This window comes from Dehalococcoidia bacterium, from assembly GCA_041653995.1.
Classification (GTDB): Bacteria; Chloroflexota; Dehalococcoidia; order GIF9; family UBA5629; genus CAIMUM01.
On record JBAZEK010000001.1, the window covers coordinates 133,551 to 159,824 of the forward strand.

Sequence of the window (26,274 nt, forward strand, 5' to 3'; positions counted from 1 at the left end):
CTTTACGAATTCCGAGTAAGAATGATATATAATACCACAACGTTCAAAATGTTGAAAGGAGACAGATGAAACAGTCCTGGGACGGCAAAGACCTCAGAGATATGTTTGCGGCCGGCAGCAACTGGCTGGAGAAGAGCGTCGCCGAGGTCAATGCCATCAACGTCTTTCCGGTCCCCGACGGCGATACGGGCACCAACATGCTGCTTACCCTCAGGTCGGTTATCGAAGAAGCGGACAGGGCTACCGATAGTACTGTGGGCGTAATGGCCAAAGCCATGTCGCACGGAGCGCTTCTCGGCGCCAGGGGCAACTCCGGCGTGATCCTGGCCCAGATCTTTCGAGGCATGGCCAAGGGATTCGACGGGAAAGCTCAATTCAACGGCACGGACTGGGCCGCAGCTCTGGTGCAGGCGGCCAAGACGGCGCGGGAGGGCCTTTCCAATCCCGTCGAAGGCACTATACTGACGGTTATAGGGGATGCCGCCGGCACAGGCCAGCAGTATGCGGACAAGCACCCTGATGACCTGGTGGCCATTATCGATGAGACGGTCAAGGAAGCCCGTGAGTCTGTCGCCAGGACCCCCACGCTGCTGCCCGTGCTGATGGAAGCCGGCGTGGTGGACGCCGGCGGCCAGGGATTGTACATATTACTGGATGGCGCCCTGAGATATCTTAAAGGTGAACTGGAGGACCTGCAGTTCCGCAAACCCCAGATGGTCAGCGCCAACATCACAGCGACCAGGAACGTCAACGTGATCTCTGTGGATGAGGATGAAGCCTACGGATATTGCACCAATTTCCTGCTGGAGGGAACGAACCTGGACCCCGAGAAGATCCGGCGTAAGCTCGAGGACAGGGGGCAGTCGCTGGTAGTGGCGGGCGATGAGACCGCCGTGCGCGTGCATATTCACTCGTACGATCCAGGGGGTATTCTGGCCTACGCCACGACGCTGGGCACCCTTCACCAGATACAGATCCAGAACATGGATGACCAGCACGTCGGATTCAAGGAGATGCAGAAGCAAAAAGCCATGCCCACGGATATAGCGGTAGTGGCCGTTGCTTTTGGCGCGGGCATGATCAAATTATATGAGAGCCTGGGCGCCGTGGTGGTGAAGGGCGGGCAGACCATGAATCCCAGCGTTAAGGAGATACTGGCTGCTGTTGAAGCCGTCGAGCCGGATAAGGTCATATTGTTGCCCAATAATAAAAACATCATACTGACAGCCTCACAGATTAAAGAGTTGACCAGGAAATCGGTGGAGGTTATTCCGAGCCGCACGATACCCCAGGGCATCACAGCCCTGATGATTTTCAACTACGAGAGCACGCTGGAAGAGAACATTAAGTCGATGAGCGAGGCCATTAAATCGGTCAAGACAGTCGAGGTTACCACGGCTGCCAGATCGACCCAGATACACGGGCTTAAGATTAAGCAGGGGCAGGCCATCGGCATAATCGATGACACGGATCTCGTGGCGGCGGGCGATGACGTTCAAGATGTGCTTGTGCGGAGCCTCGATAAAGGCGGGATCGGTGCGGTCGAGATGATCACCATATATTACGGTGCTGATTTGCCGGGTGAGCAGGCTGAGGAGGTGGTCAAACAATTAAAGGAGAAGTATCCGGGCAAACAGTTCGAGTTGGTCAGCGGAGGACAACCCCACTATTTCTATGTAGTATCTCTGGAATAAGTCAAGGGAGGCTAAGTCATGATTAAACTTGTTACCGACAGCACCTGTGATATCCCGGCGGATCTAATCAAAAAGTACGCCATCACTATCGTGCCCATCAACGTTCTTTTCGGAAATGAGACTTACCGGGACGGCATAGACATCAATGCAGAGCAGTTTTACAAGAAGCTGGTGGAGTCCAAGGTACATCCCACGACTTCGGCGCAGTCACCGGGATACTTTTCCGAGCTGTTCACCCGGCTATCCAAGGAAACCGATGAGATTCTACTGATACTGTTTTCCAGCAAGATCAGCGCTACTTACGAGAGCGCCATCCAGGCCAAGGCTCTGGTAGGCGATATCTGTAAAATCGAGATCGTGGATTCACTGCAGACCTGCGGTGGATTGGGCCTGCCCGTTATCAAAGCAGCGGAGATGATTCAGAGCGGCGCCAAGCTGGCGGATATTGTTGCATCCGTGAATGACATGTGCTCCCGGTCCCATTCTTATATGGTCTTTGATACGCTGGAGTACCTGCGCAAGGGTGGCAGGATCGGACGCGCACAGGCCTTACTGGGTGGATTGCTCAAGATAACCCCCATCCTGACGCTACGCGAAGGCATTGTGACTCCGGTGCAGCGGACAAGGAGCAGAACTCAGGCTATCGATGCTCTGGTCAATCTGGTAAAGGGCGCTAACAAAATCGAGGGCCTGATGCTCCAGCATGCCACCACGCCGGACGAGCTGGAGATACTGGCCAAGAGGGTCGCCGAGTTTTATCCCAGGGAAAAAACTGTTTTCAGCACGGTTAATTCAGTGATCGGCGCCCATGTCGGACCCCATGTGCTCTGTGTGAATTTCATCGAGGGCAAATAGCCCCTGTGAATACAGTGTGTGAAAGCGGCGTCCATGACACAGCCTGTTGTTGAAAACGCTGCCACTTTCAGGACTGTATTGAATCTGGAAGCCAGAGGCGGTTATAACAACCGCGCTGTAATCGGCGGCCTCGACAAATACGTGGCCAGGTGGATTTCGCAAATCCCATCCGGCCACGATTATTTTCTGGCTCATCCGCAATTAAAGACGCTGCTGCTCGGCAAGCCTTCCTACGCTGAGAAGAATGTCGATGAGAGGCGGAAATGGGTGGAACAGGTATTGAGGGAACTGGACAGCACAGAGAGTTCTCGTAAGGTTGGAGTGCAGACGAGCAAAGCGTCCTTGCAGAGAGCGAAGGCGGCGTCCGGTAAGACGGTATCCACTGCGGTGGCAACCGAATCTCTGGATTTGCAGGCATCCAGGATAAAAGGCATAGGCGATGCAGTTGCGGCACGATTGGCCAGACTGGGCGTGGCCAGTATAAGGGATCTTCTTTATTTCTTCCCGAGGCGTTTCATGGACTTCAGCCGGCGCTGCACCGTATCCACGCTCGAAACAGGCAAAGAGCAGACGATTTTCGTCGATGTGTGGGAAGCGCGTCAGGTCATGCTGGGCCGCATGAAGAGCAGCGAGGCCGTGCTGGGTGATGAGACCGGCAATGTGCGGGCTGTGTGGTTTAATCAGCCCTGGGTGGCAAAACAGCTCAAAGTAAATACTAAAATAGCCGTCAGCGGTAGAGTGGGAGAATTCAATTACGGTAAGGTTTTTGAAAATCCCGAGTGGGAGATTGTTGACGATCGTGAGCTCCTGCACACCGGTCGCATGGTCCCCGTCTATCCCCTGACCGGCGGCCTCTTTCCCAGGCAGGTGCGGGCTGTAGTGAGAAAGGCGCTGGATGTATATCTGACGGCTCTACCCGAGTTTCTGCCGTTACCCGTCCGGCAGCGCTGCGGGCTGATGGACCTGCGGGACGCGATAATGCAGGCGCATTATCCCTCTGACTATGCAGCGCAGAACAGGTCGCGGCAGCGGCTGGCTTTCGATGAGCTTTTCCTGCTGCAGATCGGTGTGCTCAATAAGAAGCGCGACTGGCAGGAGGATCAGCCGGGCCGGGGATTCCATATAAAGAGGGAAGATATTCAAGGATTCATCGGGACGCTGCCCTTCAAACTGACTGCGGCCCAGGTCAGGGTCATAGAAGAAATATGCCGGGACCTCGAGCAAGACGTACCGATGTCGCGCTTGCTGCAGGGCGATGTGGGCAGCGGCAAGACGGTGGTGGCAACCATAGCACTGCTGGCTGCGGTTACCAACGGATGCCAGGGCGCGCTGATGGCGCCCACCGAGATACTGGCTGAGCAGCATTTCTCGACATTACAGAAGCTGCTGTCAGCCATTTCAGAGGAAAGCAATGCGGAATCGAATATCTGTATCTTCAAGGGAATCATGGGTCGCGAAATCAGGATCGCTCTTTTAACGGGCAGCCTGTCTGCCGCAGATAAAGCCAGGACGCATGAACTGGTAAAGCGGGGATCGGTGGACATCGTGGTGGGTACTCATGCGCTGGTACAGAGGGGGGTAAAATTTGCGTCCCTGGGGCTGGCCGTAATAGATGAACAACACCGCTTCGGCGTACTGCAGCGCTCAGCTTTGAAACAGAAAGGTTACAATCCACATCTTCTGGTTATGACGGCCACTCCCATACCGAGGACACTGGCGCTAACGCTCTTCGGCGATCTGGACATCTCGACGATAGACGAGATGCCGGCCGGCCGGCTGATAATAAAAACGCGCTGGCTGAAGCCTGAGGACCGCCAGCGCGCATATAATTTTATAAAAAAGCAGGCCGCCGAGGGGCGACAGTCCTTCATTATTTGCCCCCTGATCGAGGAGTCCGAGAGCCTTGACGCTAAGGCGGCGGTAGCGGAATACAAGCACCTGTCGAGCGATGTTTTCCCCGATCTAAAATTGGGGCTGCTCCACGGCAGGATGAAGAATGCCGATAAAGAATCCGTCATGCGCGATTTCAAGGACGGCAGCCTGGATATACTGGTATCCACCTCGGTGGTGGAGGTTGGCATAGACGTGCCCAATGCCACCGTGATGCTGGTTGAGGCGGCGGACCGTTTCGGTCTCTCTCAGCTGCACCAGTTTCGGGGCAGGGTTGGAAGGGGTGAGGTCCAGAGCTATTGCATCCTGCTGTCGGAGAACCCCTCGGAATACGGACAGGAAAGGCTGAAGGCCATCGAGGAACTGACAGACGGCTTCGCCCTGGCCGAAAAGGACCTGGAGTTGCGCGGGCCCGGCGAGTTTTTCGGTACCCGGCAGAGCGGACTGCCCGATCTTAAGATGGCAAAGTTATCGGATACACGCTTGTTGGAGATGGCGCGCAGGGAGGCCCGCATGATATTTGAAAAAGACCCCGGACTTTCCGCCGCCGAAAATGGGCTGTTAGCTTTGGAGTATCATAGAATCTGGCATAAAAGCATAGAAAACAATTAAAATATTACTTTCTCGGCGGGAACCCGTGTGTTCCCGGGCAAATTTTACTGATTTATTCGGGGGATTACATGACTTTCAAAAAACGCCTGGCTGAAATGCTTGAGCAGGCATTCGCCCGCGCCTGTGAAAAAGGATTGGTGGAGAAGTCCAGCCTGCCTGATATAACCATAGAGCGACCTGCCAGACCGGAACACGGGGACTATGCCAGCAGCCTTCCACTCAAGCTGGCGCGGCTGACAGGCACAAAGCCCATGGATATTGCTGCAGCCATAATCGAGAATATGCCGAAGGACAGCGATTTTGAGAAAGTCGCCGCGGTGCCGCCCGGGTTCATCAACTTCACATTAAGTCAAAAATGGCTGGCCGGCCAGGTGGACGTTATCTGCCGGGCCGGAGAAGCCTATGGCAATATACAACTTGAGGATAAAAGCATTCAGATCGAGTTCGTGAGCGGTAACCCGACCGGTCCTTTGCACGTGGGGCATGGGAGGGGAGCCGTGCTGGGCAGTACGCTGGCCAACGTCCTTAAAGCGGCCGGATACAGGGTGTCCACCGAATATTACATCAACGATGCCGGAAGCCAGCTCCAGGCCTTCCACCGGTCGTTATATGCCCGCTACCTGGAGAAGCTGGGCAAAGAGGCCGAGGTACCGGCCAATGGTTACCACGGCCACTATCTGGCGAACCTGGCCGGTGATCTGGTCAATCAATACGGGGATAAATTCGCCAATATGCCGGAGGATCGCGCTGTTGAGGAGATCGGCCAAATCGGTATTGAGAGGGAGATGCAGCAGATCAAACAGGACCTCGAGACGCTGGGAGTGACTTTCGATGTCTGGTTCAGCGAGCAGGGCCTGTTTAAGAGCGGCAGGTATGACAGCACCATGCAGATGCTGCGCGATGGAAATTATATAGTCGACAGGGAAAATGCAACCTGGTTTACTTCGTCCACATTGGGGGAGGATAAAGATAATGTACTGGTGCGTTCCGACGGCACACCCACCTATTTCGCCTCGGATATTGCCTATCATTACGACAAGTTCGCCGTCAGGAAGTTCGACAACGTAATCGACATCTGGGGCGCCGATCACCAGGGCCATGTGCAGCGCATGAAGGTAGTATTGAATGCGCTGGGCATCGATCCCGAGAGGCTGGAGATAATCATATGTCAGCTTGTGATGCTGAGGCGTGGCAAGGAGGCGGTTAAAGTCTCCAAGAGGAGCGGCGATATCATCACACTGCGCGAGCTGCTGGAGGAGGTGGGTCCCGACGCCTGCCGCTTCGTATTTTTGTCGCGCTCGGCCGACAGCCAGATGGACTTCGACCTGGAGTTGGCCATAAAGCAATCCGCCGACAACCCCGTCTATTACGTGCAGTACGCGCACGCGCGCATCAGCAGCATTCTGCGCAATGCGGTTGAGAAAGGGATCGATTTCAGTAAAGGCGATACAGGCCTGCTGACGGCCGAGCCCGAGTTGACGCTGATACGCAGCATGGTCAGGATGCCGGAGATAATCGAGACCGTTGCGGTATCACGTCAGCCGCATCACCTGCCGTTTTATGCCCAGGACCTGGCCACGGTCTTTCACTCTTTTTATAAACAGTGCCGGGTCATCTCGGAAGACGCCGACCTGACGGCTGCCAGGCTGAAGCTGGTGCTGGCGGCCAGGACGGTGCTGGCCGGGACGCTACACCTGATGGGCATGAGCGCGCCGGACAGTATGTAATAAGCCTGTAATTGCGGTGAGCCGAAGCTGCGAGCCGAAGGCGTGGCAGCCGCAGGGCGCGGCAATCCTGTGTCCCCGAATGGCGGTATCAGGATAGGGCAGGCTTAATCGAGAATCCACTAGTACCTCCGGGCGTTCTGGTTGCCCCTGGGCGCACTTCTCTGCTTCTTTTCTATCATGAATCACTTTGAGCATGCCGTAGACGATGGTCTTAGCCGCCAGCTCGTAGTTACCTTTCCTGAGCGCTTTTTCGAGTAAAGACATAGCCGTTGGATATCATGATAGTACACATGCGTTGATTAAAAAAGAGGGTTTTGTCAGGGTGGGGGGGGAGGCGGAAAAGATTTAAACAAATTTCAGATAAGCGTTGCTAATTATTATGAAAAGAGATTAGAATATCCGAGATGAAGGGTCGTAAAGGTATGAATGCGGCATTGCTGGTTACTAATTCGCGAAATAGACGATTCAGAATATGAGCTCTCCTTACACTGTATGGCTGCAATAAAGTATTTACCTCATTCATACAGAAAACAACACAACGGAGGATTGAATAATAATGAGAGCGGCGATATTATTAAGCGTTGCAGCAGTATTTCTTTTAGGGATAATTGCGGGTGGCATTACGGGGTGGTGTTTAGCTGAAGGAAACGGATCATCAAGCGTACCAGGGCTTATCAATTATCAGGGGACATTAACCAATCCAGCTACAGGAAATCCTGTACCGAATAATCAATATCAAATGACCTTCTCGATTTATTCTTCAGATACCGGTGGCAGTGCGCTTTGGCAAGAAACCCAGCAGGTAACGGTGCAAAATGGGGTATTTAATGTATTGCTGGGCAGTCAAAATGCACTTAACGAAAGCATATTTGAAGGCAGTACCAGATACCTCGGAGTTAAAGTGGGCACAGATAACGAGATGACGCCGAGACAACGCCTGACAACGGTTCCCTATGCTTTTCAAGCGGAGAATGCACAAACACTTCAGGGATTATCAGCAGATTCTTTTATAAGAGCACCTGCTGTAGCACCGGTAATATCAGGAATCACCGTATCCAGTATCTCTTCATCAAGTGCTGTTATAAGTTGGACAACAAATGTAGGAACAAATACAGTTATATTTTATGGCACTACTACATCTTTTGACGAGTCAGCTGGACAGCAACTGCTTCTAGTAACCAGTCACAGCATCACTTTGACTTCACTTAATGCTAATACAACATATTACTACAGGATTAAAGCAGAAGATATATATGGAAATGTGGCTACATCGTCAGTTGCGACATTCACTACTACGACTGGTCCAATACCGCCAACAGTAAATGGAATTTATATAAATTATGACTATCGTTTCTCAGTACACTACCCTGAAACATGGACTTCTCAAACTGTGACTCTATCCGGAGGCGTCTTCTATGCAAAGGATGATGACTTGGTTTATATAGCCGTACGCCCAGCCACTAACTTTGCGGATGCAGCAACATCATTCCTTACTGACCTGATTGCTTCCTCTGGTGCTGCCTTTTCTCCCAGCGTTGAGAGTGAAACTACTATAACGCTGGACGATGGTACAACGCAAGCCAATCAAATAGTTTTTTCTGCTGCTTTTGGTATGGCCAAGGCGGTCGTCACTGGTGTCTTAAAAGATGGCAATGCAATCATGGTCTGTGGTGCAAGCGACCCCCAGCATCTTGACCTGTATAAGGCAATAGGGCAATCACTATTTTTTTGGACTGCTGGACCATATATCGGAGACATGGCACCAGATTTCACCTTGAGATGCATTGATGGTAGCCAGGTGACTTTGAGCAATCTCCGGGGGAAGAAGGTAATTATTAACTTCTGGAATCTGAACTGTCATTTCAGCATGGAGGAGATGCCCGATTTTCAGACCGTGCGTGATAATCATCCCGAAAGCAGTGTGGCCATGCTGATTATCAACAGCGCTGCCGCCGGATTCCCCGCCAACAGCGATCTAGCCGTTGGAGCTGCTGTTGCAACTGGAGGCTGGACTTTTACAGTCCCGCTGGACGACTCCGGCGCCGTTGCCCAGGCCTATGACGTGACCAGTGGTATACCGGTGACCTTTTTCATCGACTCCGGCGGAATCATAAGGGCCAAGCAGGATGGTAAATTCAGCGACGCCGCCGCCATTGAGGCCATGCTGAGCTCTTATTAAAGAATATATGCATTAATTAGGATGATCTTTTCTCTTACCCGCTTGAAGAAGCGTTAATTGGTGATTGCTATTAGGCTCATAATATGAAAATTGTCATCATAACCCTGATTTGCCTAGCAATTGGCGCACTTGCTGCTGGAGAAGCATTGGCAGTGGCTTCTACCATTACTCCAGGATTAGTTTCAAGTAGTGGCGGCACTAGCAATTCTGCTAGCTACTCTGTTAATGGCATAGCTGGACAACCTGCTACAGGCTTGTCTCAAAGCCAGAATTTCGGCATATTTGCCGGTTTTATCACAGGTATGGAGTATCCAAGTCAACCTCCACCTTTCCCTACAACTACTAATATACTAACACCAGAAATATCAACCATGATTTCGACTACACCACATGGTTCATCAATGCCAGCTACGATAGCACCTGCTCCGATGCAATTGCCAAATCTATTAGTTCAGAGCGCATCGCTATCCACATCAAAAGTATTACCGGGGACACTTGTAACGGTAACCGCTAATATTGCCAACAAGGGAACTGTCAACGGGTCAACCAGGATAAAGCTATATGTCAACGGCGAGGAGGATTCCAGCCAGGGCGTCACAGTGGAAAGCGGCGGCAGCCGGCAGGTTTACTTTACAGTGAATAGAAGCCAGCCGGGAACCTATGACGTGTACGTAGGCGGTGTACAGGCCGGCACCTTTATGGTCGAGAATGAAATAGATCCAAATATCATCCTCTTATGCAGCTGCACATTAATATTGATTTCCCTTGCACTTGGTATAGTTTATGTACTGAGGCGGCGGAATTACAGTTATTGAGTATTTGTACTATTGCGAGCGAAGCGAAGCAATCCTGTGTTTGATATAGAGGCAACACCAGATTGCCGCGTCGCCTGCGGGCTCCTCGCAATGACATTATTTTTGTGTTAAACTTTCCCCCTGTTATGAAGAAACGGGTTTTCTCCGGTGCGCGCCCCACCGGCAGGCAGCACATCGGCAACTATATCGGCGCAATTCAGAACTACGTCAAGCTGCAGGACGATTATGATTGCATCTATTGCATCGTCGACCTGCATGCGCTGACAACGCTTGAGAGCACATCCGAGCTCCAGCACAACATCTTCGAGATGACGCTGGACTGGCTGGCCGCCGGCATCGATCCTAAGAGGTCTATCGTCTTTGTGCAGTCGCACGTTCCCGAGGTGACCGAGCTTTTCACACTGCTGGGCATGCTCACGCCGCTGGGCTGGCTGCTGCGCGTCCCGACCTTCAAGGAGAAGGCCAGGATGCAGCCGCAGAATGTGAACTACGGCCTGGTCGGGTATCCGGTATTGATGGCTGCCGACATCATGTTATATAAATCGGACGCCGTTCCCGTGGGAGAGGACCAGCTGCCGCACCTGGAAATGACAAGGGAGATAGTGCGCCGCTTCAACTACATATTCGGCGAAACCTTCCCCGAGCCGCAGGCCAAGCTGACCAATTATCCCATGGTGCGCGGCCTGGACGGCGGGCAGAAAATGGGCAAGTCATATAACAACCACATCGAGCTGGCGGCGACCCCCGAGGAGACGCTGGAGCGGGTAAAGACGGCCGTGACCGATCCTGCCAGGCAGCGCCGCAACGATCCGGGGCATCCGGAGGTCTGCAACGTTTTCAGCCTGCAAAAGTTCTTCAATGCATCACGTGTACAGGAGATCGAGTCGCAGTGCAGGGTGGCGGGGATAGGCTGTGTCGATTGCAAGAAACTGCTGGCGGCCGGGATAAACAGCAGCCTCAAGGATTTCCGCGAGCGCAGGGCGAAGCTTGAGAAGAACCCGGACCATATTTACGAAATACTGGCCGACGGTGCGAAGCGCGCGCAGGCCATAGCAGGAAAGACCATCGGCGAAGTTAAGCTCAAAATGGGCCTCAGCAGGCATGACTGAGAAGCCGTCTACATCACTCCCTTCATCCTTACAGGGACAATCCGCCTATCATGTGGCCAGACAGGCAGCCGCCGAAGCAGGCAAGATACTGCGGCAGCGCTTCGGTTTACATAACGCCACAAAGGTCAAAGGCAAGCGCAATCTTGTGACCGAAGCCGACCTGCTGTCTGAACAGACCATTATTCGGATCATCAACGCCGCGTTTCCCCAACACGGGATAATGTCCGAGGAAGCAGGGAGCAGGCGGGAGGGCAGTGAATATACCTGGATCATCGATCCACTGGACGGCACCAACAACTTCCATTTCGGGATTCCCCTGTTCTGTGTAAATATCGCCCTGGCCCGGCGTGGTGAGGTATTGCTGGGCGTTACCTTCGATCCCATGCGCGATGAGACCTTCCGGGCCGTCAGGGGCAGGGGCGCTTACTTGAACAACAAAAGAATCGAGGTGGCGGATGTTGCCGACCTTAATGACGCCGCGGTCGGCGTGGACCTTGGCTACGACGCGGAAAGAAGCAACGATCTATTAGAAACGGCGATGAAGTTGTGGCCGAAGATACACTGTATGAGATTGATCGGCTCCTCCAGCCTGGGGATGGCCTATGTGGCCGGTGGACGGATGAGCCTTTACTTTCACAGGAGCCTGTATCCGTGGGATTCGGCCAGCGGACTATTGCTGGTGCGGGAAGCGGGTGGAGAGGTGACAAATTACACGGGACGCCCTGCCACTATTCATGACAGAGAGATCATAGCGGCCAATCCCCGCCTCGGCCGTGTATTCAGAGACTGGCTGGTTAAAAAGTAGTTATTTTCTGCGGCGCCGTGCCAGGAACTTCTTGATCCTTTTGAGGGCCTCTTCGATCTCGGGCATTGAGGTAGCGTAACAGCAGCGAACGTAGCCCTGTCCACATTTCCCGAAAACCGAGCCGGGCACCACGGCCACCTTCTCCTCCGTCAGCAAATCCTCGGCAAATTCCTCTGATGTCATGCCGGTGGATGTAATATTGGGGAAGGCGTAGAAGGCGCCCTTCGGTTCGAAGCAGGAAAGGCCCAGGTCTTTAAATCCCTTGACTATAACACGCCGGCGCCTGTCATATTCGGCCAGCATGTCCTCAACCTCCTGGTTATTGCTGTCCTTCAGTGCTTCAAGGGCGGCCAGCTGGCCCATGATGGGAGCGCACATCATGGTGTACTGGTGCACCTTGAGCATGGCCTCGGTGATCTCGTCGTTGGCCAGCGAAAATCCGACGCGCCATCCTGTCATGGCGAAGGCTTTGGAGAAGCCGCCGATCAGTATGGTCCTGTCTCTCATGCCCGGCAGGCCGGCCATGCAGGTATGCTCCATGTCATAGGTCAGACGGGCATATATCTCGTCCGAGACCACCAGCAGGTCGTGTTCGACCGCTATTTTCGCTATCTCAAGCAGCAGCTTCCTGGGCATGACCGCGCCGGTGGGATTGGAGGGGAAGCTCAGAAGTATGGCCTTGGTCTTGCGTGTCAGCTTCTTTTTGATATCGGCCGGCATTAGCTCAAAATTATTTTTCTCGTAGGTCGGAACAGGCACCGGCACGCCTCCCGCCAGGGATACGCAAACAGGGTAAGCCACGTAATGCGGATCGGACATGATAACCTCGTCACCCGGATCGATAATAGCCCTGAAAGCCAGGTCGAGCGCTTCGCTGCTGCCCGTGGTCACTAAAATCTCCGATTTCGGATCGTAATTGAGGTTATAGAATTTATGGTGGTATTTTGCTATGCCGTCCCTTAACTCGGGTATGCCCCGGTTGGAGGTGTACATGGTGAATCCCTTCTCGATTGCCGTGATACCGGCCTCGCGCATCGGCCAGGGTGTCACGAAATCAGGTTCTCCTACACCGAGAGAGATAGCGCCATCCATGTGAGATAGCAGGTCGAAATATTTCCTGATGCCCGATGGTGAGATGTCCTGTGCTTTTTGCGATATATAGCTACATTTGTTTTTTTTAATATGATGCGTCATATGGAGTCTCCTGTAAGAGGTATGATGGGTGGTGATCAGGCTACGACGCCCAGCCGCCGGGGCTCACCGTCATCCTCGAATATGACACCGTCCTCTTTGTATTTCTTGAGTATGAAATGGGTTATCGTGCCCTGGACGGTATCCATAGGCGCCAGTTTTTCGGAGACGAAAATAGCGATCTCCTGCATGGTCTTGCCGGCTATGAGTATGGCCAGGTCGTAGGTGCCGGATGCCAGGAAGACCGATTTGGCCTGGGGGAAGCGATAGATACGCTCTGCGATGGCGCCGAATCCGGTATCCTTCTGCGGGACTACCTTTACCTCAACCAGCGCCCATACCTGTTCCTCACCCAGCTTGGACCAGTTGATAACCGTCTTGTATTTAACGATGGTGCCGTCCTTCTCCGCCTTCTTGATTATCTTCTGTACATCATGGACGGGCACGCCGGTCATTTCGGCGATCTGGTCGTGGGTCAGCTTGGCATCCTTTTCCAGTGCCTCGAAGATTTTCTTCTCGTTCTCCATAACGCCTCCTCGAACAGCCTGAATTTTCGGGTAAACCGTATTATAACAAAACAGGCAGGCAAAGTAACATAACTATTTATGAGGGGCTCTTTCAACGGGTCATTGCGAGGAGCCGCAGGCGACGCGGCAATCCTGTGCGTGCCTAATAATATTAGATTGCCACGCCCTTCGGACTCGCAATGACGGCAGGACGGAATTGCGTTGTTAGGCGATGACGGGCTTCTGCTTGTGCCAGGGCGTGGCCTGCTCGTAGGTATAGGCGGCGCGCAGCAGGGTTTCCTCGCCGAAGTGTTTGCCAATGAACTGCATGCCAACCGGCAGGTCGTCCACGAATCCGGCGGGAATGGAGATGGCGGGGATACCGGCGATGTTGATCGGAAGTGTGCACACATCGCTGAGGTACATCTGAACCGGATCGTCTGCCTTCTCGCCGATCTTAAAGGCCACGGTGGGCGATGTGGGTGTGACCAGGACATCGTACTTCTCAAAGGCCCGGTCGAAATCGCGTTTGATCAGGGTTCGCACCTTCTGCGCTTTCAGGTAATATGCGTCGTAGTAGCCGGCTGAGAGGGCGTAGGTGCCCAGCATAATACGCCGTTTGACCTCCGCGCCGAAGCCGTACTGCTTGGTCTTCTCCATCGATTCCCACATGCTTGTGGTCTCGCGGTAGGAGTAGCCGTATTTCACGCCGTCGTAGCGCGCAAGGTTGGCTGAAGCCTCCGAGGGCGCGAGGATATAATATGCGGCCAGGCCGTATCTGGTGTTGGGCAGTGAGACGTCCCAGTCGACTTTCGCGCCCAGTTCTTCAAGCTTTTTAACTGCATCCTCTATGGCCTTACGGACGGCGGGCTGCATCCCCTCCACCAGGTACTCGCGCGGTACTCCTATGCGCAGGCCCTTGATATCCGGCTTCAGCGCTCTGGAATAGTCCGGCACCTCCAGCGGCACCGTGGTGGAATCGCGTTTATCATGTCCCGAGATGACATTCATCACCAGTGCGGCATCGGTTACATCTTTAGCTAACGGTCCGATCTGGTCCAGCGAGCTGGCGAAGGCTACCAGCCCGTAGCGGCTGACACGTCCGTAGGTGGGCTTGAGCCCCACCACGCCGCAGAACCCCGCCGGCTGGCGTATGCTTCCACCCGTGTCGGAACCCAGGGCGTAGACGCAGGAATCGGCGGCGACCGCTGCGGCCGAGCCGCCGCTGCTCCCGCCGGGAACGCAGTCCAGCTTCCAGGGATTGTGCGTGGTAAAGAAGGCCGAGTTTTCCGTGGAGGAGCCCATGGCGAACTCGTCCATATTGGCCTTGCCCACCATCACGGCATTAACCGAGTTGAGCTTCTCTATTACGTGCGCGTCGTAGGGCGGCACGAAGTTCTCCAGCATTTTGGAGGAGCAGGTGGTGGTGACGCCCCTGGTGCACATGTTGTCCTTGATGATGGCCGGCACGCCGGTCAGGGGGCTGCACCTGCCCTCAGCGATTGCCCTATCCGCAGCCGCAGCGCTTGCCATCGCCTGTTCGGTAGTGATGCGCATACAGGCACGGATCTTGCCGTCGATGGATTCGAGGTATTTTAGAACGGCGCGCGTCAGCTCGACCGAAGAGATTTTTTTCTCTTTGAGCAGGGCGTGAGACTCGTGGATGGTCAGGCGGTGAAGGTCGTTCATGGATTACTCCAGGACTGCATTGACCTTGAAGCAGCTCTCTTCGCGGTCAGGCGCATTGGCCAGGACATCGTCGACCGGCAGGGAAGGTCTGTCCTCATCCGGCCGGTAGATGTTCTCCAGTGCTACTGATTGTGCTGTAGGCGGAAGGCCTTCGGTGTCCGCCTGGCTGAGTATGTCGAAGTTCTCCAGGATATTGGAGAGCTGAGTGCGGAACCTCTCCACCTCGGCATCGGAGATGCCCAGCCTGGCCAGGAGAGCGATGTGTCGTACTTCTTCGTCTGTTAATTTCATCGGCGTGCATTAAGATTCCATGCCCGAGTTGGTAGATAAGGATTATAACATAAATGAAGCCGTATGGTGACAGGCACTGTCCCGCTCTTGCCCATCACGCGGCCAAGATAACATGCAGTTTTTAAGTTTCACACGGGTTCAGGGATTGCCGTAGCCGCAGATAGAGACATTTATTTTGGTTGTGCCGTTATCTGAAGGGGCCTTGGCCGGGAAGGCAAAGTCATCGAAAAGGGCCTTTAAGTAAAAGGCCTTCTGGGTACCCGACCCGTTCATCACAACACCCGTTGTATCTGTATTGAAAGCGAGCCAGTATGCTCTCCCTTTGGATATCGATACAGGCGGGATATTGATGGTATTCCACGTGTTGGCGGCGCAGGCAGTGGGCTGATCGTTTGAGCTCAGCTTGTTCACAGGATGGTCGGATGCTGGGTCATGATCATAGATGGCGGCTTTGGCGGATCCGGACTTGGAGCTATAGACCATGATTAGATCAGCGCTTCCGTCGCGGTCGGCCGTGAATTTAATGTAGTGCACATTATCCTTTCCGCTGGAGTTCTTATTTGACGTGGACAGTTCGCTGCCCAGTATTTTAGTCATGATAACGGGAGGTGTTGTGCCGGCGGGTGGCTTCAGCTTTTCGCTGATCCACAGCGGGATCTGGTCGTTAGCTTTATCATCGGTTATCCTTTTTTGATTTCCCCCATCGGTATTCATGATATAGATGTCGTCGTTTCCAACAATATTGGAATGGTATACGATTTTCATGCCGTCCGGGGAAAAGCAGGGTTGATAGTCCTTGGCGCTGTTGAATGTGATGCGTTTCTGATTTTTTCCGTCGGCGTGCATGGTATATATCTCAGGATTGCCGTCCCGCTCGCTGACAAAGACGATCCTCTTACCGTCCGGCGACCAGCGCGCCTGCCCGTCATAGCCCTCAGCGGTGGTAAGCCGTAGCTGGTTGCTGCCGTCGGCATCCATGACATAGATCTCATAGTTGCCGTCACGGTCTGTATAGAATACGATTTTATCTCCCGCAGGTGACCAGCGCGGCCTTTGATCGTTAGGTTTGCTCACCGTCAGCCGCTGGAGATTGCCGCCGTCGGCGTCCATAACATAGATCTCGTAATTACCGTCCCGGTTACTGACAAACGCTATTTTCTTGTTGCCGGCTGACCAGTCAACCTGTTGGTCGATGAAATTATTTTTAGTCAGATTAGTATCATTCGATACGTCCGCATCTATGCTGTATATCTCATAATTTTTATCGCGGCTGGTGCAAAAATATAATTTTTTCAGGTCAGCGGACCAGCTGGATTGCACATTGAAATATTTGCTCGTATTGTCGTGAGCGGTGAATAGTTGCGGATCCGATCCGTCCGGATTCATAACCCAAACCTGCCAGGTACCATCACGATTGCTGTCAAAGATGATCATGCCGCGCTCTGAAGAGCCGACCGGCATGCCGGGCAGTATCGCGAAAACAAAGACAACCACGGCATAAACCGCCGTAAGCCCGATGCCGGTCCAGAGCATAGCCTTCGCTTTGCCGGGCTCTTTAGATTTATTCATGAACCAGGCGAGCAGACCTCCTATGAAAGCGAGCAGTACAGGGGCCAGCCACCACAGTCCCGAGGGTACTTTGACGTCACGATGGGGTGTTTGTTTACCGGTATCGGTTGCAGCGGATGGAGTTATTATCGCCTTTTTTATTACGGGAGGCACACTTGTGGCAGGGGTCACAGCGGCTGCTGTCTGCGGTTGCGCCATCGGTACAGCCGGCGGAGCAATCCTGCCGACGTCCTGTTTGGACTCGGTTGCAGGAGCGATGTTGCTGATCTCCTGCTTCGGCGCGGACGGTTGCTGTTCTATCTGTTTCTGCTTTGATTTAGATCGAGCATCGCCGGTTGGCATCGGAGCAGACGGCTGCTCCTTTATGGTGAACAATTTATTGGCACAGGACGTACAGTAGACCCTGTCCTTGACCTCTGTATAACAGGCTTTGCAGACCAGGTGCCCGCATTCGCTACAAGCTCCAACGGCGTCTTTCCCAGGATGCTGGGTGCAGTATGACATATCGGACCTCCTCGCCACAAAAGGATGTTTGGATGTGATGTATCATACTCGATATATATAATAATGGTCAACGAGAGAGCAGCACTGAAAGCAAGCGGGGTTAAATTTTAGTCCATCTGTACCCGCTTAATGCCCAGAGCACCACGTTGGTTCCGTAGAATACCCAGACCAGGCAGAACATTACCTGTGAGACGTTTCCCAGGCCCAGGTTATAGACCTCCCCGAAAATCTCTGTAATGTACCAGCAGGTGGCTGCTATGGCCACCATCCAGGCATTGGGCGCGGGATAGAGCTTGCGGCGCATCGTCTCCCACGCCAGCCAGGTCGTGGTGCAGAAGAAAGCTGTGTAAACCGGACCGAGCACGCCGTGCCCGACCCGCACGATGTCATTCCACAGGATCGCTATTACAATCACGGCTGAGCCGTAGATTAACACGGGAAGCCATAATTCAGACAGCCTGAACTTTTTGAAGTAACCGAAGCCGCGTCCTACGCGTATGATCAGGAAAATATGGGCGATAATGGAGAGCACGCCGCCGATCATGAAGACCCAGCCTCCCACGGTCATTCCTGGAACCGCAACCACCACACTCATCAGTATATCCGTGGGCAGCATACAGCAGAACGCCAGCAGCAGCAGCGTCCAGTCATTTTTCTCCAGCGCATACCTTCCTGCGATAAGAACGATGATCATCGACAACAGGGTGATACCCGGCTTGGCGATGGCGGGATAGAGACTGCCTGTGCCGTAGAGATAGTTGATCCAGTCGACGCCGAAGATTGATCCAGCCAGCAGCAGAGTGGCGCCCAGCAGCGCAAATACCCATATTCGCCTTGCGCCCTGCAATACCGCTCCCTGAAGCTGTCCATTACTCATCTTAACCTCCAAAACTCAAATCGGAGAGGTGGTTTTCTTTATCAGGAATTAATCAAATAGCTCTTTAATAAGAGTATGCTTAGCCATTTCAAGGTATACTGATAGGTCGTTTATGATATTGTTCAGGGTGCCGACCCGTATAGGATTATGTGCCGGTATGGTTATATGATGCTCAGCGCCTTTGATATTACTGGTTATTTTGATGTGACTGCCGGCACGATGGCTTTCCCGATATCCATACCTCGTTAGAAGTGAAACAAGTTTCTCGCCACCGATATCACGCGGCAGCTTCATACTTTGATGACCTCGTCCTTTACCATGTGCAGCCTGATAAGCGCAGGCCGGTCACTTTCCGGAAAATGACACATAACCGCATCCAGCGCCATGGTTTTCAATTGCTCAATGTCATCGGCTTCTGTAAATATTGAATGGCCTAGTGCTTTCGCCTGGTAGCCCCCTTCGGGCGATTCTTCCACTAAAAAGATAATTTCCTCGGCCATTTGACTTCTCCTCTATTAAGTCGGCAACGTTGTCCAGAGCAGGTCGATTATCTATTAGTGTAACATAGTTTAATGATCTATTTAATTTTGCACTGCGTGACAGCCGGACTGCTGTAATTTGAGCGTGTTCAAGCTACGATGCTATAATGCCATGTGAATTTGCAGGACTGAGTAATGTTTGAGAAGCTTGAAGCAATTGAAAAGCGCTACGAAGAGCTGGGCGAAATGATCACCCAGCCGGAAGTCTACAATGATTTCCAGCGCGTACAGGCGCTCTCGCAGGAGCGGGCCGTCATAGAGGATGCTGTTAACAGATACAGGCAGTACAAAGCAGTGGGAAAGGCCATTGCCGATACGCAGGCCATGATCGAAAGCGGACTGGACCCTGATATGCTCTCCATGGCCAGGGAAGAGCTATCTGAACTGAAGGCTTCGGAGCAGGCATTGGGCGAGGTTTTGCGCCTGAGCCTTGTGCCGAAAGACACCAACAAGGACAAAGACGCTATCGTGGAGATCAGAGCCGGTACGGGAGGTGATGAGGCGGCGCTCTTCGCCGCGGATTTGTACCGCATGTATTCGCGCTACGCCCAGGCTAAAGGCTGGCAGATAGATATAATCGACAGCAACCAGAATGAGATGGGGGGCTTCAAGGAGATCATCTTTGAGGTCAAGGGCAAGGGCGCCTACGGTCATCTCAAGTATGAACGCGGTGTGCACCGTGTCCAACGAGTGCCTGTCACCGAGGCTTCGGGCAGGATACATACTTCGGCTGCTACGGTAGCCGTATTGCCTGAAGCGGAGGAGATAGACGTGCATATCAACCAGGAGGACCTGCGGATCGACATCTTCCGCAGCGGAGGCGCCGGCGGGCAAAACGTCAACAAGCTGAGCACGGCTGTGCGTATCACGCATATACCCACAGGAATTGTTGCAATCTGCCAGGACGAGCGGTCGCAACTCCGCAATAAGCTCAAAGCCATGGCGGTGCTGAGGTCCAGGCTATACGATATCGAGCAGCGCAAGCAGCAGGACGAGCTCACCGAAGAGCGCAGGTCGCAGATAGGCAGCGGGGACAGGTCCGAGAAGATACGCACCTACAACTTCCCTCAGGATCGCATGACCGATCACCGCATCAATCTCAGCCTGCACGGGCTGCCCCGTATTATGGACGGCGACCTGGATAAGCTCATCGATGCGCTGGCCAATGAGGAGCAGTCGCAGCTGCTTCAGGAAAGCAAGTTGTGACCTGCGCAGAGTGGCTGCGAAGATACACCACTGTTTTTCGTGAGGCGGATATAGGTGAGGCGGGGGATGAGGCTATAGCTCTGCTGTGCCATGCTCTCGGTCTGAATAAAGCCGCAGTTTTGGCACAGCCCGAGAGGGTATTGACCGGCGAAGAGATATCGCGGCTGGAGGAGAGGGCAGCGCGCAGGTTGCGCCGTGAGCCCCTGGCCTATATCACAGATGAGAAAGAATTCTACGGTCTCAGCTTTTTCGTCGATCCGCGGGTGTTGATACCCAGACCTGAGACGGAGACGTTGGTGGAAGCGGCGGTCGAATTTCATCGCTCATGGACCCTGCGCAATCACAGGCAAATGCTGGCGGCCGACATCGGCACCGGCTGCTGCGCCATCGCCATCGCGCTGGCGGCCAATATACCTGAGGCTCACCTGTACGCTGTGGACATCTCACCCACTGCGCTGGAAGTTGCCGCCATAAACGTTCATCGCCATGGACTCGACAAAAGAATAACTCTGGTTCAAGGAAATTTACTGGAGCAAATAAATCAGAAAATGGATTTGATCGTGGCCAATCTACCGTACATACAGAGTATGGAGCTGGCAGGGCTCCAGCCCGAGATTTATCTGCACGAGCCAATATTAGCGCTGGATGGGGGTGACCGTGGTACCGAGGTTATCGAAGCTATGCTAGCACAGGCGCTGAATAAAATAGCCTCCGACAGCGCTCTCCTCCTCGAAATAGGAGCAGGCCAGGAAGAGCGGTTGGGGCAGATTATTTGCGATATCTTGCCCAGCTCAGATGTGGCACTGGTCAAAGATCTGGCCGGTATCAACAGGTGTATGCGCATTACGAACGTAGCTTGATATGGCACATATTCAATGCCGGCTTATAATATGCAGGCCAATGCAGATTACAGGAGGAGGATTCGATGACGATTCCGCGACCGTTCAAAACGACCTATGATTGGGACTACATGGAAAAGGTGTTGAGGCGTGAAACGACGGAGGGGCCGGTGCCGCTCATTGAGTTGTTCCCGGATGCCGAGATCATGTCCGAGGTTACGGGAATCGACTATCCCTCGGCCAGGGCCGTGGAACTTTCCACTAATACCGGTCAGTTGATCGATGACCGGGAAGCTCTGGATATGGGGATCAGGCTGATGGACCTCAGTATAGCCTTCAGCAAAGCGGTTGGATACGATTACGTGACAATGATCCCCATAGTCCCGCTCACCAAGACAAGAAGGGAACTGGCTGCGGATGACGACCCACGGCGGCAAAAACGCGCCTGGAAGGAGGAGGGCAAGGGTATTATCACCAGCCGCGCTGAATATGAAGAATACAAATGGCCTGCGCTGGATCAAATCAGTCTGCTGCCGCTGGATTACGCGGCCGGTTGCATACCTACCGGCATGAAGATCATGGTCATGTACAATGGCATCTATGAAGACCTGTCGGAGCTGATGGGGACACAGCAAATGGCTATCAAAAGCATCGAGGAGCCTGATCTGGTCGAGGATATAATCGAGCAACTGACGCGCATTGCTGCACATGCAGTAGGTTTGTGCGCGGCTCACCCGGGCACCGGCGCCATTTTTTATTCCGATGACCTGGGCTTTAAAGGCGGCACTATTTTATCGCCGCGCTTTTTGCGGAAATACTATATGCCCAGGCTGAAACGCATCAGCGATGCCTGTCACAGGCACGGGAAACTGTTCCTGCTCCACTCTTGCGGACAGGTTATGTCCATCATGGATGACCTGATAAACGCGGGTATAGATGCCAGGCACAGCTTCGAAGACACCATCTTGCCGGTAGAGCAGTGGTACGATAAATTTCACGACCGATTGGCTATCCTGGGGGGAGTAGATATGGACCTGATGGCCAACGGCACTGCGGAGCAGGTGGCGCAGCGAACGCGCCGGATACTCGAGCACTGCGCCCCGGGTGGGGGATACTGCATGGGAACGGGTAATTCAGTGGCTAACTATGTAAGAATCGAGAATTACTATGCTATGATCGACGAAACACGGAAATGGAATGTGGAGCATGGGTTTTGACATCCATATAAGGTTAAGGTAAACTTTGCGATTGGTTAAATTCTTTAACCAAATATCATATTTAGGGGTGATTTGCTACCATGAACATGATCGTCTGCTGTAAACAGGTACTCGATCCCGAAGCAGCTCCAGCCACCTTCAAACTGGATGCTGCCAACAACAGGATGGTCCAGCCGCCTGAGGTCAAGCCGGTTGTAAATCCGTATGACGAGCAGGCTGTCGAGGCTGCCCTGCGCATCAAGGACAAGGACAAGGCTGCCCACAAGGTGACTATTATTAGCCTTGGCAACAACCTTGTGCGCGATGTGGTCAAGAAACCGCTCTCGATGGGCGCCGACGAGCTGATACTGCTTGAAGACGCTGCTTTCGAAGGCGGAGACAGTTTCTCAGTTGCTTCGGCGCTGGCAGCCGCCGTTAAAAAGGTCGGAGCTTTCGACCTGATCTTCTGCGGCAGGCAGGAATCAGAATGGGACGACGGACAGGTCGGCTCAGGATTGGCCGAGCTGCTGGGTATACCCAGTGTTACGGTAGCCAAGAAAGTTGAGGTTCTCGACGGTGGCAAAGTAAAGGTGGAACGCGTGGTTGCAGACGGCTTTCAGGTGCTGGAAGTTCAGGGCCCCGCGCTCATCACCGTCAGCAACGAGCTTGGCGAAGCGCGCTATGCCACGCTGAAGGGCATTATGGCCGCCAGTAAAAAACAGCCCGTTGTATGGAAGCCTGCGGATATCGGCGTGGATGCCGGCAAGGTCGGCGCCGCAGCCAGGAAATCCAAGATCGTCAAGCTCTTCCAGCCGGTAAAAGAAGGCAAATGCGATATCGTCAGCGCCGATTCACCGGCGGAGGCAGCAGCCTTGCTCGCCAATAAATTGCGCGAAGCCAAGGTTATTTAACGCTACCGACAGGATAATTAATAGGAGGATACAATGGCTGATAATAAAGGAATACTGGTAGTCGGTGAAGCCGCTGAAGGCAAACTTCTCCCGATCACCGCTGAAATACTGGGCGCCGCTAGGAAACTTGCCGATGAGCTCAAAGAGCCCCTGAACTGCATTATTATAGGCGCAGGCCTGGGCGACACAGGGAAAGCGGCCGTGGCCGCCGGCGCGGACAAGGTCTTACTGGCCGACGATGCGCAGCTTAAAGATTACGAGAACTCTACATATATGCAGGTCATGGAGAAAGCCGTGGCCGAGCTGGCTCCCAAGGTCATTATTATGGGACAGACCGCCAACGGTCGGGACCTGGCCCCCAGGCTGGCCTTCAAACTGGGTGTGAGCGCGGTTATGGACTGTCTGGAGTTGGCAATGGACGGCGGTAAGCTGCAATGCACTCGCCCGGTATACGGCGGCAATGCCAAGGCCATCTTCACTTCAGATGCTCTTCCGCAGATAGCCACCCTCAGGGTCAAGGCTGGAACCCCGCTGGCCCCCGACGCAGGCCGCGCCGGTGAGGTAGCCGCCTTCGCAGTGGCGCTGGACGCTTCCAAAATAAAGGCCAAGGTTCTTGAGACCATCAAAGAGGAAGTTGCGGGCGTCAAGATCGAGGACGCTGCTTCGGTTATCGGTGGTGGACGTGGCATGGGCGGGCCCGAGCCATTCACCAAAGAGCTGGCGGAGCTGGCCAAGATACTCAAAGGCGCTGTAGGCGCATCCAGGCCCCCCTGCGACAACAAATGGGTGCCTGATTCCATTCAGATAGGGCTGACGGGCAAGATCATTGCCCCCGAGCTTTACATCGCGGTCGGCATCTCCGGTTCGAGCCAGCATATGTCCGGTTGCTCAGGCGCCAAGTGCATAGTGGCCATCAACAAGGACCCCGAGGCCAACATCTTTAAAGAGGCGCGCTTCGGCGTGGTGGGCGACTGGAAGGTTGTGCTTCCGGCCTTCACAGCCAAAGTCAAAGAACTGGTATCGTAACAGATTACGGTATAGTAAAAGGAATACCCCGCCGGATTTCCGGCGGGGTATTTTATTTTTTATTCGTAGGGGCGTACCTTCAGGTGCGCCCGAGTTAATATGCCTGTTGATATCCGATTACTATTCGGGCGGGGTTAAAAACCAACCACAACATTCATTCTTTCTGCGCCGCGCTCTTATATTGGGCGATGATCTTCTGGGCGACAAGGGCGGGCACGGGCTCGTAGTGGCTGAACTCGATGGTAAAAGTGCCCCTGCCCTGCGTCATGGAGCGCAGGTCGATGGCATACCTGAGTATCTCTGACTGCGGGGCTTGCGCCTGGATAACATTAAGGCCGTGGCTGGGATTCATTCCGCTGACCCGGGCGCGCTTGGTGTTCAGATCGCCGATGATGTCGCCGGTAAAGGAATCGGGCACCGTAACGGTGATGTTCATAATCGGCTCGAGCAGTACCGGCGAACCGTCCAGCATTCCCTTCTTGAAAGCCTGGGCAGAGGCGATTTTAAAGGCCATTTCCGATGAATCAACCGGATGGAAGCTGCCGTCGTAGAGCGTGACCTTCATGTCCACGGCCGGGAACCCGGCCAGCACGCCCTCGATTCGCGCCTCCTTGATGCCTTTTTCGACGGCCGGGATGTAGTTCCTGGGCACTGAGCCGCCCACTACCTTTGAGTCGAATTCGAAACCACCACTCGGTGGCAACGGTTCCATCCTTATAAGGACATGCCCGTACTGGCCGTGACCGCCGGTCTGCTTCTTATGTTTAAATTCAGCTTCCACGGGCGTTGTAATCGTTTCCTTGTAGGGTACCCTGGGTACATCGAGCAGTACTTCCACGGCGAATTTGCGCTGCAGCCTGCTGGCCGCGATCTCCAGATGTGTGTCTCCCATGCCGCCCAGCGTGAGTTCACCGGTATCGGCTTCCCGCTGTGACCTCAGGCTGGGGTCCTCCTCGCAGATCCTGGCCAGGCCGGAGCTCATCTTGTCCAGGTCCGCCTTGGATTTGGGATGCACGGCCTTGCTCAGTATTGGCGACGGGAAGTTGATTGGAGCTAATTTGAGGGGATGTTCTTTGACGCCGAGGGTGTCGCTCGATGCGGTATTGGTTAGCTTGACCACCAGGCCGATGTCACCTGTACCCACCTGGGTGACAGTTTCCTGGGTCTTGCCATGCGGCATCGAAACCTGTCCGATACGCTCGACCGCGCCCTTGTTCACGTTCCATACTTGCGAGTTGCTGGAGAGCACTCCGGAGTAGACACGGAAAAAGCTGACCTTTCCCACGTGCGGGTCGGTGGTCGTTTTGAATACCAGGGCGGTCAGTGTTGATTCGGCAGCCGGCTTGACCTCCTCCTCTTTGCCTGCAGCGTTGGTTGCTTTGAAAGCGCCTGCTGCGATGGGAGACGGCAGGTATTCTACGATAGCATCCAGCAGGCCGATGACGCCGTTGTTGGCCAGGCTGGAGCCTGCCAGAACCGGGATGACCGTGCCCTGTAAAGTAGATGCTTTAAGACATTTATATATCTCATCGGTGGTGATCTCACCGCCGTCGAGATAGCGCGTCATAATCTCGTCGTCGGCCTCCACTACGGCCTCGATCAGCTTCTCCCTGGCGGCATCCACCTCGGCCGCCATGGCCGCGGGCAACTCCATTTCTTTGGCCGGCGCTCCCGCATAGGCCTTTTTAGCTATGATATCTATGACGCCTTTAAAGGCCTTTTGCGAACCGATAGGGATCTGGATGGGCAGGCACCTGGCGCTCAGTTTATTCTGGATCTGCTCCAGCGTGCCCGCGAAATTGGCGTTCTCACGGTCCATTTTGTTTATAAAAATAAGGCGCGGTATCCTGGCTTCCAGGGCATAGTTCCATACCTGCTCGGTGCCCACCTCCACGCCCGAGGCCGCACAGACCACCACTACGGCAGACTCGCATACGCGCAGGGCCGATTTAACCTCGCCCACGAAATCGGGATAACCGGGTGTGTCGATTATGTTGATCTTGTTGTTCTTCCAGGGGGCAGGCAGTATGCTGAGGTTGAGGCTGATCTGGTGTTTGATCTCATCAGGGTCGTAATCTGAAGCGGTAGTGCCGTCGGCAACATTGCCCATGCGGCTGATGGCGCCTGCATCGAAGAGGATGGCCTCGGCCAGGGAGGTTTTTCCCGAGCCGGAGTGAGAGAGGAGGGCTACATTGCGGATTTTATCAGGGCCAGGCTGCTGCATATAAATACCTCGATTCTCGT

At 53.9% G+C, this 26,274-nt stretch carries 23 protein-coding genes; 13 read left to right on the forward strand and 10 right to left on the reverse strand.

The window, feature by feature from the left end; genetic code table 11:
- Positions 1 to 65 precede the first annotated feature (65 nt).
- From WC359_00665 to argS, 4 genes are all read left to right on the forward strand, one after another.
- Positions 66 to 1,694, forward strand: coding sequence for a DAK2 domain-containing protein (locus WC359_00665; protein MFA5398949.1), 1,629 nt, complete (start codon positions 66 to 68; stop codon positions 1,692 to 1,694).
- Between the two features lie 18 nt (positions 1,695 to 1,712).
- Entirely contained in the window at positions 1,713 to 2,549 is an 837-nt protein-coding gene (locus tag WC359_00670) for a DegV family protein (GenBank protein ID MFA5398950.1), read from the forward strand.
- Positions 2,550 to 2,582: 33 nt separating this feature from the next.
- Entirely contained in the window at positions 2,583 to 5,051 is a 2,469-nt protein-coding gene (gene recG / locus WC359_00675) for an ATP-dependent DNA helicase RecG (protein MFA5398951.1), read from the forward strand.
- 68 nt (positions 5,052 to 5,119) lie between these two features.
- Positions 5,120 to 6,778 carry an arginine--tRNA ligase gene (gene argS / locus WC359_00680; GenBank protein ID MFA5398952.1) on the forward strand — a complete coding sequence of 553 codons (1,659 nt, stop codon included), beginning with the start codon at positions 5,120 to 5,122 and terminating at the stop codon, positions 6,776 to 6,778.
- Here the strand turns inward: argS and WC359_00685 are convergent.
- Entirely contained in the window at positions 6,740 to 7,042 is a 303-nt protein-coding gene (locus WC359_00685; GenBank protein ID MFA5398953.1) for a hypothetical protein, read from the reverse strand. The two genes, argS and WC359_00685, sit on opposite strands and share 39 nt — an antisense overlap.
- 292 nt (positions 7,043 to 7,334) lie before the next feature.
- On the opposite strand from WC359_00685, the gene WC359_00690 reads away from it, so the two are divergent.
- The 4 genes from WC359_00690 (at position 7,335) to WC359_00705 (ending at position 11,686) form a co-directional block, all read left to right on the forward strand.
- Positions 7,335 to 8,957 (forward strand): redoxin domain-containing protein, encoded by a 1,623-nt coding sequence (locus tag WC359_00690; protein MFA5398954.1) that lies wholly within the window; start codon positions 7,335 to 7,337, stop codon positions 8,955 to 8,957.
- An 83-nt stretch (positions 8,958 to 9,040) separates the two neighbouring features.
- A complete protein-coding gene (locus tag WC359_00695; GenBank protein ID MFA5398955.1) occupies positions 9,041 to 9,772 on the forward strand; it encodes a CARDB domain-containing protein in 732 nt (243 codons plus the stop codon).
- A gap of 125 nt (positions 9,773 to 9,897) precedes the next feature.
- Complete coding sequence (trpS, locus tag WC359_00700; protein ID MFA5398956.1) at positions 9,898 to 10,881, forward strand: tryptophan--tRNA ligase; 984 nt, start codon at positions 9,898 to 9,900, stop codon at positions 10,879 to 10,881.
- Entirely contained in the window at positions 10,874 to 11,686 is an 813-nt protein-coding gene (locus tag WC359_00705) for an inositol monophosphatase family protein (GenBank protein ID MFA5398957.1), read from the forward strand. The genes trpS and WC359_00705 overlap by 8 nt, the downstream gene beginning before the upstream one ends.
- Here the strand turns inward: WC359_00705 and WC359_00710 are convergent, their stop codons facing one another.
- The 8 genes from WC359_00710 to WC359_00745 form a co-directional block, all read right to left on the reverse strand.
- Positions 11,687 to 12,880: an aminotransferase class I/II-fold pyridoxal phosphate-dependent enzyme gene (locus WC359_00710; GenBank protein MFA5398958.1), complete on the reverse strand. Its 1,194-nt coding sequence runs from the start codon at positions 12,878 to 12,880 to the stop codon at positions 11,687 to 11,689.
- A 35-nt stretch (positions 12,881 to 12,915) separates the two neighbouring features.
- Positions 12,916 to 13,404, reverse strand: coding sequence for an Lrp/AsnC family transcriptional regulator (locus WC359_00715; protein ID MFA5398959.1), 489 nt, complete (start codon positions 13,402 to 13,404; stop codon positions 12,916 to 12,918).
- A 204-nt stretch (positions 13,405 to 13,608) separates the two neighbouring features.
- Positions 13,609 to 15,072 (reverse strand): Asp-tRNA(Asn)/Glu-tRNA(Gln) amidotransferase subunit GatA, encoded by a 1,464-nt coding sequence (gene gatA / locus WC359_00720; GenBank protein ID MFA5398960.1) that lies wholly within the window; start codon positions 15,070 to 15,072, stop codon positions 13,609 to 13,611.
- 3 nt (positions 15,073 to 15,075) lie between these two features.
- Positions 15,076 to 15,363, reverse strand: coding sequence for an Asp-tRNA(Asn)/Glu-tRNA(Gln) amidotransferase subunit GatC (gatC, locus tag WC359_00725; GenBank protein MFA5398961.1), 288 nt, complete (start codon positions 15,361 to 15,363; stop codon positions 15,076 to 15,078).
- A gap of 138 nt (positions 15,364 to 15,501) precedes the next feature.
- Positions 15,502 to 17,436 (reverse strand): DUF5050 domain-containing protein, encoded by a 1,935-nt coding sequence (locus WC359_00730; protein ID MFA5398962.1) that lies wholly within the window; start codon positions 17,434 to 17,436, stop codon positions 15,502 to 15,504.
- Between the two features lie 100 nt (positions 17,437 to 17,536).
- Positions 17,537 to 18,313: a hypothetical protein gene (locus WC359_00735; GenBank protein ID MFA5398963.1), complete on the reverse strand. Its 777-nt coding sequence runs from the start codon at positions 18,311 to 18,313 to the stop codon at positions 17,537 to 17,539.
- A gap of 48 nt (positions 18,314 to 18,361) precedes the next feature.
- Complete coding sequence (locus WC359_00740) at positions 18,362 to 18,607, reverse strand: type II toxin-antitoxin system HicA family toxin (protein ID MFA5398964.1); 246 nt, start codon at positions 18,605 to 18,607, stop codon at positions 18,362 to 18,364.
- Positions 18,604 to 18,813 (reverse strand): 2-oxoisovalerate dehydrogenase, encoded by a 210-nt coding sequence (locus WC359_00745; GenBank protein ID MFA5398965.1) that lies wholly within the window; start codon positions 18,811 to 18,813, stop codon positions 18,604 to 18,606. Before WC359_00745 ends, WC359_00740 begins: the two co-directional genes overlap by 4 nt.
- Positions 18,814 to 18,987: 174 nt before the next feature.
- Here WC359_00745 and prfA point away from each other — a divergent pair, with 174 nt between their 5' ends.
- The 5 genes from prfA (at position 18,988) to WC359_00770 (ending at position 24,030) form a co-directional block, all read left to right on the forward strand.
- Positions 18,988 to 20,058, forward strand: a complete 1,071-nt coding sequence (prfA, locus tag WC359_00750) for a peptide chain release factor 1 (protein MFA5398966.1) — start codon at positions 18,988 to 18,990, stop codon at positions 20,056 to 20,058.
- Complete coding sequence (gene prmC, locus WC359_00755; protein ID MFA5398967.1) at positions 20,055 to 20,918, forward strand: peptide chain release factor N(5)-glutamine methyltransferase; 864 nt, start codon at positions 20,055 to 20,057, stop codon at positions 20,916 to 20,918. The genes prfA and prmC overlap by 4 nt, the downstream gene beginning before the upstream one ends.
- A gap of 65 nt (positions 20,919 to 20,983) precedes the next feature.
- A complete protein-coding gene (locus WC359_00760; GenBank protein ID MFA5398968.1) occupies positions 20,984 to 22,114 on the forward strand; it encodes a uroporphyrinogen decarboxylase family protein in 1,131 nt (376 codons plus the stop codon).
- An 80-nt stretch (positions 22,115 to 22,194) separates the two neighbouring features.
- Complete coding sequence (locus tag WC359_00765; GenBank protein MFA5398969.1) at positions 22,195 to 23,004, forward strand: electron transfer flavoprotein subunit beta/FixA family protein; 810 nt, start codon at positions 22,195 to 22,197, stop codon at positions 23,002 to 23,004.
- A gap of 33 nt (positions 23,005 to 23,037) precedes the next feature.
- Positions 23,038 to 24,030, forward strand: coding sequence for an electron transfer flavoprotein subunit alpha/FixB family protein (locus WC359_00770; protein MFA5398970.1), 993 nt, complete (start codon positions 23,038 to 23,040; stop codon positions 24,028 to 24,030).
- A 154-nt stretch (positions 24,031 to 24,184) separates the two neighbouring features.
- Here the strand turns inward: WC359_00770 and fusA are convergent, their stop codons facing one another.
- Entirely contained in the window at positions 24,185 to 26,254 is a 2,070-nt protein-coding gene (gene fusA / locus WC359_00775; protein ID MFA5398971.1) for an elongation factor G, read from the reverse strand.
- Positions 26,255 to 26,274 lie beyond the last annotated feature (20 nt).

What these genes read in the sequence shown, in the direction of transcription:
- WC359_00740 (MFA5398964.1), bottom strand. Translation starts at nt 18,607, where the DNA reads ATGAAGCTGCCGCGTGATATCGGTGGCGAGAAACTTGTTTCACTTCTA.
- trpS (MFA5398956.1), top strand. Translation starts at nt 9,898, where the DNA reads ATGAAGAAACGGGTTTTCTCCGGTGCGCGCCCCACCGGCAGGCAGCAC.
- WC359_00745 (MFA5398965.1), bottom strand. Translation starts at nt 18,813, where the DNA reads ATGGCCGAGGAAATTATCTTTTTAGTGGAAGAATCGCCCGAAGGGGGC.
- WC359_00735 (MFA5398963.1), bottom strand. Translation starts at nt 18,313, where the DNA reads ATGAGTAATGGACAGCTTCAGGGAGCGGTATTGCAGGGCGCAAGGCGA.
- fusA (MFA5398971.1), bottom strand. Translation starts at nt 26,254, where the DNA reads ATGCAGCAGCCTGGCCCTGATAAAATCCGCAATGTAGCCCTCCTCTCT.
- WC359_00770 (MFA5398970.1), top strand. Translation starts at nt 23,038, where the DNA reads ATGGCTGATAATAAAGGAATACTGGTAGTCGGTGAAGCCGCTGAAGGC.
- WC359_00665 (MFA5398949.1), top strand. Translation starts at nt 66, where the DNA reads ATGAAACAGTCCTGGGACGGCAAAGACCTCAGAGATATGTTTGCGGCC.
- prfA (MFA5398966.1), top strand. Translation starts at nt 18,988, where the DNA reads ATGTTTGAGAAGCTTGAAGCAATTGAAAAGCGCTACGAAGAGCTGGGC.
- WC359_00690 (MFA5398954.1), top strand. Translation starts at nt 7,335, where the DNA reads ATGAGAGCGGCGATATTATTAAGCGTTGCAGCAGTATTTCTTTTAGGG.
- gatA (MFA5398960.1), bottom strand. Translation starts at nt 15,072, where the DNA reads ATGAACGACCTTCACCGCCTGACCATCCACGAGTCTCACGCCCTGCTC.
- recG (MFA5398951.1), top strand. Translation starts at nt 2,583, where the DNA reads ATGACACAGCCTGTTGTTGAAAACGCTGCCACTTTCAGGACTGTATTG.
- argS (MFA5398952.1), top strand. Translation starts at nt 5,120, where the DNA reads ATGACTTTCAAAAAACGCCTGGCTGAAATGCTTGAGCAGGCATTCGCC.
- WC359_00715 (MFA5398959.1), bottom strand. Translation starts at nt 13,404, where the DNA reads ATGGAGAACGAGAAGAAAATCTTCGAGGCACTGGAAAAGGATGCCAAG.
- WC359_00685 (MFA5398953.1), bottom strand. Translation starts at nt 7,042, where the DNA reads ATGTCTTTACTCGAAAAAGCGCTCAGGAAAGGTAACTACGAGCTGGCG.
- WC359_00695 (MFA5398955.1), top strand. Translation starts at nt 9,041, where the DNA reads ATGAAAATTGTCATCATAACCCTGATTTGCCTAGCAATTGGCGCACTT.
- WC359_00765 (MFA5398969.1), top strand. Translation starts at nt 22,195, where the DNA reads ATGAACATGATCGTCTGCTGTAAACAGGTACTCGATCCCGAAGCAGCT.
- WC359_00705 (MFA5398957.1), top strand. Translation starts at nt 10,874, where the DNA reads ATGACTGAGAAGCCGTCTACATCACTCCCTTCATCCTTACAGGGACAA.
- WC359_00670 (MFA5398950.1), top strand. Translation starts at nt 1,713, where the DNA reads ATGATTAAACTTGTTACCGACAGCACCTGTGATATCCCGGCGGATCTA.
- WC359_00710 (MFA5398958.1), bottom strand. Translation starts at nt 12,880, where the DNA reads ATGACGCATCATATTAAAAAAAACAAATGTAGCTATATATCGCAAAAA.
- gatC (MFA5398961.1), bottom strand. Translation starts at nt 15,363, where the DNA reads ATGAAATTAACAGACGAAGAAGTACGACACATCGCTCTCCTGGCCAGG.
- WC359_00730 (MFA5398962.1), bottom strand. Translation starts at nt 17,436, where the DNA reads ATGTCATACTGCACCCAGCATCCTGGGAAAGACGCCGTTGGAGCTTGT.
- WC359_00760 (MFA5398968.1), top strand. Translation starts at nt 20,984, where the DNA reads ATGACGATTCCGCGACCGTTCAAAACGACCTATGATTGGGACTACATG.